Source organism: Pseudomonas sp. PDM30 (genome assembly GCF_019218985.1).
Taxonomy (GTDB): Bacteria; Pseudomonadota; Gammaproteobacteria; order Pseudomonadales; family Pseudomonadaceae; genus Aquipseudomonas; species Aquipseudomonas jessenii.
Genome location: NZ_JAHUWM010000008.1, coordinates 1 through 12,563, shown reverse-complemented (window position 1 = coordinate 12,563; position 12,563 = coordinate 1). Strand labels below are relative to the sequence as shown.

Annotated in this window: 12 protein-coding genes; 4 read left to right on the top strand and 8 right to left on the bottom strand. The window is 58.6% G+C overall.

The window, feature by feature from the left end; genetic code table 11:
• Positions 1 to 6: 6 nt before the first annotated feature.
• Complete coding sequence (locus tag KW840_RS18970; RefSeq protein WP_008015986.1) at positions 7 to 456, bottom strand: YcgN family cysteine cluster protein; 450 nt, start codon at positions 454 to 456, stop codon at positions 7 to 9.
• Between the two features lie 164 nt (positions 457 to 620).
• On the opposite strand from KW840_RS18970, the gene KW840_RS18965 reads away from it, so the two are divergent.
• Complete coding sequence (locus tag KW840_RS18965; RefSeq protein ID WP_218496900.1) at positions 621 to 1,214, top strand: nitroreductase family protein; 594 nt, start codon at positions 621 to 623, stop codon at positions 1,212 to 1,214.
• 123 nt (positions 1,215 to 1,337) lie between these two features.
• Here KW840_RS18965 and KW840_RS18960 read toward each other — a convergent pair whose 3' ends face one another.
• The 5 genes from KW840_RS18960 to KW840_RS18940 form a co-directional block, all read right to left on the bottom strand.
• Complete coding sequence (locus KW840_RS18960) at positions 1,338 to 2,270, bottom strand: D-2-hydroxyacid dehydrogenase (protein WP_102671295.1); 933 nt, start codon at positions 2,268 to 2,270, stop codon at positions 1,338 to 1,340.
• A gap of 119 nt (positions 2,271 to 2,389) precedes the next feature.
• Complete coding sequence (locus KW840_RS18955; protein ID WP_057716006.1) at positions 2,390 to 2,683, bottom strand: YcgL domain-containing protein; 294 nt, start codon at positions 2,681 to 2,683, stop codon at positions 2,390 to 2,392.
• Positions 2,680 to 3,813 (bottom strand): ribonuclease D, encoded by a 1,134-nt coding sequence (gene rnd / locus KW840_RS18950; RefSeq protein WP_090453691.1) that lies wholly within the window; start codon positions 3,811 to 3,813, stop codon positions 2,680 to 2,682. The genes KW840_RS18955 and rnd overlap by 4 nt, the downstream gene beginning before the upstream one ends.
• A 232-nt stretch (positions 3,814 to 4,045) precedes the next feature.
• Positions 4,046 to 5,695: a phosphoethanolamine transferase gene (locus KW840_RS18945; protein WP_218497239.1), complete on the bottom strand. Its 1,650-nt coding sequence runs from the start codon at positions 5,693 to 5,695 to the stop codon at positions 4,046 to 4,048.
• Positions 5,696 to 5,885: 190 nt separating this feature from the next.
• Complete coding sequence (locus KW840_RS18940; protein WP_057716009.1) at positions 5,886 to 7,268, bottom strand: glutamine synthetase family protein; 1,383 nt, start codon at positions 7,266 to 7,268, stop codon at positions 5,886 to 5,888.
• A gap of 498 nt (positions 7,269 to 7,766) precedes the next feature.
• On the opposite strand from KW840_RS18940, the gene KW840_RS18935 reads away from it, so the two are divergent.
• From KW840_RS18935 to KW840_RS18925, 3 genes are all read left to right on the top strand, one after another.
• Positions 7,767 to 8,951, top strand: a complete 1,185-nt coding sequence (locus tag KW840_RS18935; RefSeq protein ID WP_218496899.1) for a cyanate transporter — start codon at positions 7,767 to 7,769, stop codon at positions 8,949 to 8,951.
• A gap of 13 nt (positions 8,952 to 8,964) precedes the next feature.
• Positions 8,965 to 9,882 carry a DMT family transporter gene (locus KW840_RS18930; protein WP_218496898.1) on the top strand — a complete coding sequence of 306 codons (918 nt, stop codon included), beginning with the start codon at positions 8,965 to 8,967 and terminating at the stop codon, positions 9,880 to 9,882.
• A 113-nt stretch (positions 9,883 to 9,995) separates the two neighbouring features.
• Positions 9,996 to 10,934: a LysR family transcriptional regulator gene (locus KW840_RS18925; RefSeq protein WP_218496897.1), complete on the top strand. Its 939-nt coding sequence runs from the start codon at positions 9,996 to 9,998 to the stop codon at positions 10,932 to 10,934.
• Positions 10,935 to 10,937: 3 nt separating this feature from the next.
• Here the strand turns inward: KW840_RS18925 and KW840_RS18920 are convergent, their stop codons facing one another.
• On the bottom strand, positions 10,938 to 11,303 hold the full coding sequence (locus tag KW840_RS18920) for a 5-carboxymethyl-2-hydroxymuconate Delta-isomerase (RefSeq protein ID WP_090453683.1): 366 nt from the start codon (positions 11,301 to 11,303) through the stop codon (positions 10,938 to 10,940).
• Between the two features lie 58 nt (positions 11,304 to 11,361).
• Positions 11,362 to 12,288, bottom strand: a complete 927-nt coding sequence (locus KW840_RS18915) for a LysR substrate-binding domain-containing protein (protein ID WP_150815309.1) — start codon at positions 12,286 to 12,288, stop codon at positions 11,362 to 11,364.
• Between the last annotated feature and the right edge of the window lie 275 nt (positions 12,289 to 12,563).

Here is a 12,563-nt window from a genome sequence, read left to right as displayed (position 1 = left end):
AGGCAATCAGCCTGCGCGGAAAATCAGATGATCTTCCCAATCATCTTCCGGCACGCTGCCTTCGGCGAGCATGCGCCCGGACTGGGAAATCCGCTCGTGATGAACGGCATCGCGATCACCGCACACCAGGTGATGCCACAACGGCAGGTCCTTGCCTTCGCTAACCAGGCGATAGCCGCAGGTCGGTGGCAGCCATTTGAATTCGTCGGCCTTGCCCGGCGTGAGCTGGATACAGTCCGGCACCGAGTCACGGCGGTTGGGATAGTCCGTGCACTGGCAGGTTTTCAGGTCCAGCAACTTGCAGGCGATGCGTGTGTAATAGACGCTGTTGTCGTCTTCGTCTTCAAGCTTTTGCAGGCAGCACAATCCACAGCCGTCGCACAGCGACTCCCATTCCTCCTGATCGAGTTGATCAAGGGTCTTGCGTATCCAGAACGGTTCTACTTTGGCGGCCATGGTTCGAGTATCGACATCAGGTGGTGAAAAGGCCGCCAGTCTAGTGCCCGCAGCTCCGCGGGCCAAGCATTGGCGACTGTCGGTACACCGGGCTTGTCAGTTTTTGCGCTGCCAAGTAGGGTTTTGTGTTGCTCCCACTTTCAAACGTAGCCAGGAATCTCTTGATGAGTGCCAACCCACGCGTTGCCGATTACGCCATTCACCCTCAGTTCACCGATCGCTGGTCGCCCCGCGCCTTCACTGGCGAAACGATTCCGGAGGAAACCCTGCTGAGCTTCTTCGAAGCCGCCCGCTGGGCACCCTCGGCCTACAACTCGCAGCCGTGGCGCTTTCTCTACGCACGTCGCGACACGCCGAACTGGGAGCGTTACCTGGGCCTGTTGAACGAATTCAACCGCAGCTGGGCGCAACATGCTTCGGCCCTGGTGATCGTGATTTCGAAAACCACCTTCGTTGCGCCTGGCGCAGCCGAAGAAACCCCGGCCCTGTGGCACACCTTCGACACCGGCTCCGCCTGGGGTCACCTGGCCTTGCAGGCGAGCCTGAGCGGCTGGCACACCCACGGCATGGCCGGCTTCGACCAGGAGCTGACCCGCAAGACACTGAACATTCCTGAAGGCTACGCCCTGCACGCCGCCGTCGCGGTGGGCAAGCTGGGGGACAAGGCGAGCCTGGCGGAATATCTGCAAGCCCGTGAAGAACCCAGCCCGCGTCGTCCATTGAGCGAGTTGGCGGCTGAAGGTGACTTCACCCTCTGAGCCATACTGAAAATCCCTGTGGGAGCGAGCTTGCTCGCGATAGCGGTAGAACAGTCAATATTGATGTTGAATGTACCAGCCTCATCGCGAGCAAGCTCGCTCCCACAGTTTTTGAGGGTGTGTTCAATACCCGCGATCGAAATCCACTTCCCCGCGCAACGCCTCTCCCGCCTCATAAGCCCGCAGGTTCTCGACAAACAGCTTCACCATCATCGAAGGCGAAGTCGGGGCCGAGCTGTGGCCGGTCAGCAGCAGGCCCCAGGCCGTCCAGAACGGATGACGCTGGGGCAAGGGTTCCTGACGGCACACATCGATCACTGCACCCGCCAGATGCCCTTCCTTCAAGGCATCCACCAGATCCGCATCGACCACCGCCACTCCGCGACCGGCGTTGATGAACAACCCGGTCGGCTTGAATTGCTTGAACAGCGCCGCGTCGTAGACATCGTGGGTGTCCGGCGTGTTCGGCAGCAGATTGACCACGTAATCGACTTCACCGACCAGCCGCGGCAAATCCGCCATCGAACCAACTTCGATAAACGGTGCCTGCTCCCGTGCGCTGCTGGCAACGCCATACAGTTCGACGCCAAACGGCACGAGGAACTGCGCGACACTTTGACCGATATCACCGGTGCCGACGATCAACACCCTGCGCCCCGCCAGGCTCTGGACCTGGCGACTGTCCCACTTGCGCTCGACCTGGCTGACCAGTCGCGCCAGCACTTCACGCTCGTGACCGAGCATGTACGTGAGCACGTACTCGGCCATGACCTGGCCAAAGATTCCGACTGCACGGGTCAGCCGATAGTGCCGCGGCAAGCCATCGGCCAGCAGCGGCGTGATGCCGGCCCAGGTCGATTGCAGCCATTGCGGTTGATGACCCTGGCGTAACAGGGTCGCCAGCAAATCAGGCTGGCCGAGCCACACCGGGCAATCGGCGGCCTGGCTGGCCAGTTCGGCGGAATCACCGCTGGTCAGTACCTCCAGGTCCGGTGCCGCCTCGCGCAACAGTTGGGCGTACACGGGGTGGTCGTGTTCAGCAATCAGGACGCGCATGCTTCAAACCTTTCAAAAACAGTGCAGACGGCCGCCGACAGAGCAGTGCTCCGTCGATGCTGCCATCGCTAAAATCAATCAGTGTTTCATAACCACTCTGAACAGAGTCTGTCTGCCGCTCACATCGGATCGTTGCGACGCAACAATTCTTCCGGCAAGTGCTCGATGTACTCGTCTTCGGCAGGCGGCATTTGCAGGTGATAACCCTGTTTCTCGAGGTTTTCCAGCACGACCGTGATGTCCTCGCGCGACAGCTTGCGCTCGGGGCTCAGCACCAGGTCGAACGCGTGGATGGCCTTGCCGAAGGCTGCCATCAGGGTATCCGGCACGCGCTCCAGAGCATCGCTCTTGAGCACATACAGGTACATTTCGTTTCTTTTCGAGCTGCGGTAGATGGAGCAAATACGTTTCAAGGCTGTTCTCCGGCGGTGGCCAGGCTGTCGAGCAGCGCCTGGCCCATCAATTCGCGGCGCCAGCCACGCAGCGAATCAGGCAATTGGTAGGGACCATTGGGGAAGCCGCTCTTGAGCAGCGCTTCCAGGGTTTTCTTGCGCAGCATCAGTTCCGGCGCGATGTTCAGGCGCTCGGCTTCGGCCTGGCCTATGGCCTTCATTTGTTTGAGCAGCGCAGCAGCATCCACCGGCAACGGCTCCGGCACGGCTGGCGGCCACTGATCAGGCGACACACTGCCAGAGCGCTTGATCAGATCAAGCAGAAACTCGCCGTCCTGACGCACGGTACGTGGGTGCATGTCTTCGATTTTCGCCAGCGCGCCGAGGTTATCCGGTTGCGTACGCGCCAGTGGCCACAACGAATGCTCGCGGATGATCCGGTTGCGCGGCAGGTCGCGGGCCCGGGCTTCCTTTTCACGCCAGGCGCAGAGCTCACGCAAAACGGCAAGTTGGGCGCGAGACAGCTTCCAGGCCAGCTTGGCATCGCGATAGACCTCGTACGGATCGATCTCGCGGCGCAGGTTGGCCACCAGTTCGGCGCCATCCTCCAGGACCCAGGCGTATTTCTCGTCGGAAAGCTTTGGACGCAGTTTTACGAAAACTTCAGCCAAATGCACGGCATCTTCGGCGGCATAGCTGATCTGGGTTTCGGAAAGCGGGCGTTGCAGCCAGTCGGAACGGGTTTCCCCCTTGGGCAGGTCGATGCCGAGCACTTCCTGCACCAGCCGCGAATAGCCCATGGAAAAACCAAGGTTCAGGTAAGCGGCAGCCAGTTGCGTATCAAACAGTGGCGCCGGCAGGCTGCCGGTCAGGCGTAGCAGGACTTCGAGGTCTTCGCTGCACGCGTGGACAACTTTGACCACCGCAGGGTTTTCCAGCAAAGCGGCCAATGGCTGCCAGTTGTCGATGGTCAGCGGGTCGATCAGATAGGCGCGAACGCCATCACCGATCTGCAGCAGGCCGGCGATTGGGTAGAAGGTGTCGACCCGCATGAATTCGGTGTCGAGGGCAACGAATGGCAACTGTTGCCACTCGGCACACAACCGTCCAAGGCTATCGTTGTCGCGAATCCAGTGAATATCGATGGCCACACGGCTCTCCCTTGAAGAATGGCGCGCAGTATATATCGCCCCCGGCGATTTCCGCGCATCCACTGAACAAGAGCATTAGCGAAAATTACTGCGTGACATAAAGAATAGTCCTACAAAGCCGAGCTAGCTGGTCTTGCCCAGCACCTGGAACCGTCGCGAGAATCACCGTGTTCGGCCAACACAGGTCAAAAACCAGGTCGGTGGCCGCTGCGTGAAACAGAGTCAGAGGCGATCATTCCTTGGCCAACACGCCGTCTGTCACTGGACGACGACATCCGGCAAACATGTCCAGATCCTGGTGGTAGACCTTGCTGTCGACCTCCAGCAGCCCAAGCATCGAATGGAACAGGTTGTCCTGGCTGAGGGACTTTTCACGGCTCTGTTGCAAGCAGCGGGTATCTAGCGCAAACGACTTTTTATAGCTGTCGGAGAACCAGGCAAACATGGCGACATGCTTTTGCTGCTCCGGTGCCAGCATGTAGGGCGTGCCGTGGAGGAACAAGTTGTATTCACCCAGGGACTCGCCGTGATCCGACAGATACAGCATCGCGGTATCCACTTTGTCTTGGTTGCTGCGCAGCAGATCGATCAAGGTCGACAGTACATGGTCGGTATAGACCAGGGTGTTGTCGTAGCCATTGACGATACTTTCGCGGCTGCAATTGTTCAGGGCATTACTCTCGCAAACCGGGGTGAAGCGCTCGAACTCTTTCGGATAACGCTTGAAGTACTCAGGACCGTGGCTGCCCATCTGGTGCAATACCAATACCGTGTCCTTGTCCAGGGTATCGATGAAATGCTGCAGCCCTTGCAGCAGGATTTCATCGCGGCATTCACTGTTGGCGCACAGCGCCGGGTCCTTCAGATTGCTGACGTCCTGAAGGGTGACGCGATCGCACGTACCTTTGCAGCCTGACTGGTTGTCACGCCAGATCACGTCGATACCCGCATGCTTGAGCACGTCCAACAGGCCTTCTTCGTTCTTTGCCTTGCCGGCGTTGTAGTCCTTGCGCCCCATGTTGGAGAACATGCAAGGCACCGATACGGCGGTTTCAGTACCGCAGGAGTGCACATCGGTGAAAGCGATCAGGCCATCTTCCTTACTCAGCTTCGGAGTGGTGTCGCGGCTATAGCCAAGGATGCCGAAGTTCTCCGCCCGGGCACTTTCACCCACGACAAGTACCGTCAGGGATTTGCGCCCGTGAGTTTGCCAGGCTGGATTGCGCCGGGCATCTTCACCGAGCTTCACAAAAGGTTGATGTGCAGACGCAACCTGCTCGCGCAAGAAGCCAGCCGAGGCACCAATGTAGTTACTTGGCACCACCATCAGGCGTAACTCGTGGTGATTGCGAAACAGCGAAGACAGGCCTTGATAGTTAACCAGTGCAACTCCACCAATGACTGCTGCCGAGGCAAAAGTCACCAAAACCTTACTGAGCAGTTCACGGTGCCAACGACGATAATTAATCGGTGTCTTCCACAACAGCCAGGACGGCAAAACGCCGAGCAGTAAAATATAAACAAACAACTTGAGCGATAGTAAGTCACGCACTTCCGTTGCATTGGTCTCGGCGAAGTTACGCAGCATGCCGGTATCGATCAAAACACCATACTGGCTCATGAAATAAACCACGCCCGCGCTGGTCATGAACAGCAGGGTCAGGAGCGGCTTGAGCACCGGCCGGAATGCCAACAGGGTCAGCACAATGTTGAAGGCCGCGAAGATCATCACCCCGAAGGCCGCGCGCATGACGATGCCTTTGCCATCGGATGCGGTGATTTCGAACAGGTGTTGCCAAAGTACGTAATTGAAGCCAACTAACAAAAACGTGCTGGCAATCAGTGTCACCCATTCGGGGCGCACGGCTTTAATATTAAGCATGATATTTGGCGGATCCTGAAAATAAGTGTCTACGGCAAATGTGAAAATTTCATTTACCGAGACAGCTGTAATTTTAGGTAGCCAACAATCAATTTTTTGTGAAAAATAAGCCAACAATTAGTTGGCTTATTAAGTCCGCCTGACACTTTCAGACTATTTGAGAATGGTTCAGCCCCGATTCAGATTCGACTCAGGCCTGATGCAAATACCAGCGCCAGTCCTGTTCACCGACCTCCCCCATGAATTGACGATACTCAGCGCGTTTCACCGCCAGGTAGACGCCGAGGAATTCACCGCCGAAGGCTTCCCTGGCCCAACTCGAACCTTCCAGTGATCGCAAGGTGGTCAGCCAGTCTGTCGGCAACAGTTTCGTGGCCTGGGCGTAGCCATTGCCTTCCACCGGCGCACCAGGATCGAGTTGTTCGCGGATACCGCGATGAATACCGGCCAGAATCGCCGCAGCCGCCAGATAGGGATTGGCATCTGCGCCACAAATTCGATGCTCGATGTGCCGGGAATACGCAGGCCCACCTGGGACACGCAAACTCACGGTGCGATTGTCTACGCCCCAGGTGGCCGCCAGGGGCGCATAGCTGTTGGCCTGGAATCGACGGTAGGAGTTGGCGTTGGGGCAGAACAGCAACAGCGAATCGAGCAAGGTACTGAGCATGCCGGCGACGGCCTGCTTGAGCAGCGGCGTTCCATCCGCAGCTTCGCTGGCGAAGAGGTTGTTGCCGTCCTTGTCCGCCAGGCTCACGTGCATGTGCATCCCGGTGCCGGCAAGGTCATCGAAAGGCTTGGCCATGAAACAGGCTGTCATGCCGTGCTTGTGCGCCACGCCTTTGACCAGACGCTTGTAGCGCACCGCTTCATCCATCGCCTGTAGTGCGTCGGTGCGGTGTTCGAGAGTGATCTCCACTTGCCCCGGCGCGTATTCGGAAATGGCCGTGCGCGCCGGAATCCCCTGGAGTTTGCAGGCACTGTAGAGATCGGCCAGGAACGGCTCGATCTGTTCAAGCTCGCGTAAACCATAGACCTGGGTGCCGTACGGACGCCCGCCATCGACATCCCGCGCCGGTTGCGGCCGGCCATTGCTGTCGCGTTGCTGATCCAGCAGGTAGAACTCCAATTCCGCCGCCATGACCGGGTAATAACCGTCTGCCTGCAAACCCTCGATGACTTTCGCCAGCAAATGACGGGGATCGGCAATAGTGGCGGGCATTCCCTCCGTTGGGTGCATGCTGACCTGCACGGCCGCGGTCGGTATCAGACGCCACGGCATACGCGTGAGGCTGCCGCTGATCGGGTAGGCCCGGCAGTCGATATCACCGACATCCCAGACCAGCCCGGAGTTTTCCACGTCATCACCGTTGATGGTCAGGCCGAGGATGGTGCTCGGCAATGGTCGCCCGCTTTCATACACCGCCAGCAACTCGTCACGATGCAGCAACTTGCCCCGCGGCACACCGTTGTTGTCGAGGATGAAAAGCTCGAACATTTCAATATCCGGGTTCTGCTCCAGAAAGGTCAGGGCTTCTTGCCGGGTGGCAAACGAGGTCGTGGCACAACTCATGGGAACTCTCTTTTTCCGTGTCAGACGGGTACGCAAAAGCACCCGCACTTTAATCCCGCCATCAAGCGGAACAGGTAGGAACAATCAGCGGAAAAAGCAGGAATCCGGCGGGCGCGCATGGCGGCAATGCCACAGCGCCCAAAAAGCCAGTTCAGAAGGAAGTGCAGAGAGGTTTGGCGCGGTGGCAGGCGTGAATCGACGACCAAGGCTCGACGCTCGAACGCCGTTGGATGCCTTGCAGTGGATTGCGACTGGCCAACCGTCCATAGAGAGAACCGCAGAAAACAGATGACCCGCAGCGTCACACGATGGCTTAAGTCGTTAAATCAGGATTTGAAGAACCTTGGATGTCGTCTGGCTAAACATTTGGCGGTTTTGTGCTGCCTTCAGTGGGGAGACGGCCTGTATTTGATTTCTAAATACCACCCCGGACTTTCTGATTTGCGCCCTTCGGGCCTCGCGCGCCTTAATCGCCCGCCTATTCATCAAGGTCCGAACATGGAAAACACCCGAGCCACTTCCCGCCCTGCCCTCTGGCTCATGTTCAGCATTGTCCTGGTTGCCCTGAACCTGCGCCCTTCCATGGCCGCTGTCGGGCCGCTGCTCTCAGCGATTCGCGACGACATTGCGCTGAGCTTCAGCCAGGCTTCACTGCTGACAATGTTACCGGTGACGGCCATGGGGCTGGCGATGTTTGTCGGCCTGCGCGTCAGTCAGCGATTCGGCGATCAACGCACGGTAGTCTTCTCGTTGCTGATCATCGGCGTGGCCACGCTTTCGCGGTTGTTCCTTGATTCAGCCGCGCAGTTGCTCCTCAGCGCGGTGCTGGCCGGTATCGGGATCGCCTTGATCCAGGCCCTGATGCCAGCGTTGATCAAATCCCGCTTCAGCGACCACGTAGCCCTGTGCATGGGGCTCTACGTCACATCGATCATGGGCGGTGCGGCCATGGGTGCTTCCTTTGCGCCGCTGGTGATGGAGCGTACCGGCAGCTGGCGTATGGGCCTGGCGATCTGGGCCGTTCTCGCTGTGCTGGCATTGCTCTTCTGGCGCAGCCAAAGCGCGGGGATGCCAATACTGGATTCCAAGGCATCCGGCAAAGGTTCGTACTTTGCCAATTCCCGCGCGTGGTTACTCGCGATTTTCTTTGGCCTGGGCACTGCGTCCTACACCTGTGTTCTGGCCTGGCTGGCGCCTTACTACGTGGAAAAGGGCTGGAGCGAGCAGCACGCCGGATTGCTGCTCGGGTTTCTGACCGCCATGGAAGTGTTGTCGGGTCTGTTGACGCCCGTCATCGCCAACCGCAGCCACGACCGCCGCGTCGTGCTGATGGTATTGCTGACACTGATCATCGCCGGTTTCTGCGGACTGATTCTGAGCCCACGGCATTTGAGCCTGCTGTGGCCATGCCTGCTGGGGCTGGGCATTGGCGGCCTGTTCCCGATGAGCCTGATCGTATCGCTGGATCACCTGGACAATCCATTGCGTGCTGGCGGCCTGACCGCATTCGTGCAAGGCATCGGCTACTTGATCGCCGGCCTGTCGCCGCTGCTGGCGGGGATCATCCGCGACCAGCTCGGCAGCTTTGAATGGGCCTGGTGGTCGCTCACGGCGGTCATGGCGCTGATGATGCTGATGGTTTTTCGCTTCAACCCAAGGCACTACGCCCGCCACATCCATTGACCCGGAGCCTGCCATGAAAACCACTGTTTTCGCCGTCGCTCACGCCAGCATGCTGCTTTGGGCCTTGTTGATCGCCGCATCGTTTTCCGCGGCGGCGCAAGTCAGCCAGGCCATCGACCCGATCCTGCTGACGGGTTTACGTCTGCTGTTTTGCGCTTTGGTGTTTCTGCCGTTGTTGCTGCTCAAAGGCGATACCGTCATGACCGTCCGCGCACTGTTTGGTCACGCGGTGCTCGGCCTGCTGCTGGCGTTGTACTTCGGTTCGCTGTTCGAAGCGTTGCGCTACACCTCGGCCGTCAACACCGGGACGATGTTCACGCTGGTGCCACTGATGACCTTGGGTTTCGAAGCCGTGCTCACACCTGACAGCCGTCTGAAACAACGGATTATGCCGATGCTGCTCGCCGCTGCCGGGGCAGTGTTGTTGATCATGAAAGGCATCGGCCCCGGCGAGTTGCCATCGCCCTATGCATTGACGGTGTACGGCATCGGTTGCTTGGCGATGGCGCTCTACGCCCCCCTCAGCCAGCGTCTGAAAGCCAATAGCCTCAAGGGACGCGGACCGGTGTCCATGACGTTCTGGAACATGCTGTTCGGTGCGCTGTTTCTGCTGGTGTTCTGTGGATTCAGTGGCGGTTGGCGTTCGGCATCATTACTAACGCTCAACGACTTCTATTGGCTGATGTACCTGGCAGTGTTCGCCACCCTGGCGACGTTCTGGCTGCTACACCGGGCCATCGGCGTGATCGCGCCGTCCTCGGTGATTTCCTACATCTACCTGAGCACGCTGTTCATCACCTTGTTCCACTGGCTATGGGGACACCAGACGCCGCTGCCGCTGGAAATGACCGGCGCGGTGCTGGTGGGCCTCGGCATGTTCGCGCTATTGATGTCCAGCCGCCGCGCCGTGTCGGCGATGGTCCAGGGCTGACACGGCCTTGGGCGAAACGTCCTGCAAGGCATTCTCCCTGCTCGCCCATTCCGCTAGGATAATTCCCCCCCCTTGCACACGGTCAGCGCAAGGGACGCAGCGAGATGGAATGGATGCTGAACAGTAATTCGCTTAGAAAGCTCGACATGCAGGACCTCATGGTATTCGTCGCCGTGTATGAGCAGAACAGTGTCACCGACGTATCCGAGACGCTTTGCGTCAGCCAGTCCACCGTGAGTTACTGCCTGAAGAAATTGCGCACCAGTTTCGAGGACGAACTGTTCATCAATACTCGCACCGGCGGCATGCAGCCCACCGGCAAGGCCAGCGCGATGTACCCTCACGTGCTGAAAATCCTCGAAAGCATCAACCTGTGTCACGCCGGCTTACCCACGTTCGACCCAGGCCTGCAACCCGTGACCTTCAACATCTGCGCCCCGGAGTATTTCGAGCAACTGATCCTGCCGCGCTTGTTGAAAACCTTCGACCTCGCCGATCTTCCGGTGATGGTCAATGTGTTCAAACTCCAGGCCGATATCCCTGCCCAAGCGTTGCGCGAAGGCAGCCTCGACCTGGTGATGTGCTTCGGCCCGAACTTTCATCGCAGTCACGTCGATTTCAAATCGCAGACGCTGCTCGAAGATGACCTGGTGTGTGTTTTCGACAAACGCGCCACGCCGGCAGAACCACGCTTGAGCCTGCAAACCTATGTCGAACGTCGACACGTGTTCCCGACACCCTGGACGTCCGCCACCAACATGGTCGACGGCTGGCTTGCGCAGCAGGCACAACAGCGCCATATCGTCGCACGCGCCAACAGCTACAGCGCCGCGCTGAAGCTGATTACCGGCACCGACTATGTTCTGACCCTGCCCCGGCGCATCCAGCGACTACTGGCCAGTGCAGACACCTTCAATCACTGTGAAGCGCCCGCTGGCTTGCCGGGTTTCACCCTCGACATGCAGTGGAACCAGGGTGTTGATCAGGACAGCGCCAACACCTGGCTGCGAGCGCAAGTGATCCAGGCCTGCCTCGAGCAGGAAACAGCCTGATGCTCAGTTGCTGATGGCGGTCTTGCTGTAGGAATCGCGATCGATGTCGAGAATTTCCACGCACAACTGGACTTCAACGCCGCTTGGCCACTCACACACGTCCTGCACCACCGCCAGCAGGCTTTCAGACAGCTGTTTCTTGATCTGTGCGGAACGACCACTCAACAGTGCCAGTTTCACATGCACGAACGCCCGTTCAGCCAATGCAGTACCGACCTTGAACGCCTCGACCCTGATCGCGCGGCTCTTGATGTCGAATTCGGCAGCAAACTGACCGGAAGCCACCAGTGTATTGTTCAACCGCATCAATGCCACTTCGGCATTCAGATCAGTCAGGTTGGCGGTGTATTCCATGTGCAGGTGAGGCATGAGTGGGTTCCTGTAAGTGGGGTGGAAAGGTCGTACATATAACACAGCGCCACCCTGTTCATTCGGGCAGCGGCAATACGGCACGCTCACTCATGAACGCCTCCAGGCGCGAACGTAACCAGCGCTCGGCAGGGTCGCTATCGACATGGCTGAGCCAGACCATGGATAGATCCAGGGTCGGTGTCTTGAAGGGAAAGGGTTCCTTGAACAGCATTCCCGATGCAGCCATCGCCTCAGCGGTGTAGTCAGGTAGGCTGGCAATCAGGTCGGTGCCGGCAAGCAGGGCCGGCAATGCACTGTACTGCGGCACCGAAAGCACCACCTGGCGTGTGCGACCGATATCCGCCAGCCACTCGTCGGCATAGCCACTGACGTTGGCGGTATGGGACACCAGCACGTGCGGTCGCGCGCAATATTCATCGAGGGTCAGCGGTGTATCAGAGGCATCGGCGCGCAAAATGCTGGGCTGGATGTGTCGCAACAACTTGCGCTTGGCATTGGCCGGCAAGCCACGGGTCTGGCTGATACCCACCGTGATATCGCCGGCTGCCAGCAAGTCGGGAATCCGCCAGTAATCGACATGCTGCACCACAAACACCACGTTGGGCGCTTCCTGGCGCAGCGCTCGCAGCAATGGCGGCAACAACCCGAACTCCACATCGTCGGACAACCCGATGCGGAACGACATCGTACTGCTGGCCGGGTCAAAATCATGGGTCAGGCTCAAGGCCACGGACAAGGAATCCAGCGCCGGCGACAGGTGCCTGATGATCTCCTCGGCCCGTGCCGTTGGCTCCATGCGATGGCCAACGCGTATGAACAGCGGATCATTGAACATCGCACGCAAGCGGTTGAGCGCCGAACTGATGGTCGGCTGACCGAGAAACAGCTTCTCCGCCACCCGAGTGACATTGCGTTCGAGCATCAGCGTTTCGAATACCACCATCAGGTTGATATCCGCTTTGCGAAGTTCATTGCGATTCATCCACTGCCCCGATCCAAAAAATCTGCTGACAGTTTAGGTAGCTGGTGCGACTGCCGTCTATCCAACACAGGTCCAACAGCCTGATGCGGGCTGTCAGGGGATATTTCGCACTGAGGCCCATCGCGAGCAAGCTCGCGCCTACAGGGACGCCAAAAACAAAACCCCTACCTGCATACGCAGATAGGGGTTTCGGAATTTAATCTTGACGATGACCTACTCTCACATGGGGAAACCCCACACTACCATCGGCGATGCATCGTTTCACTGCTGAGTTC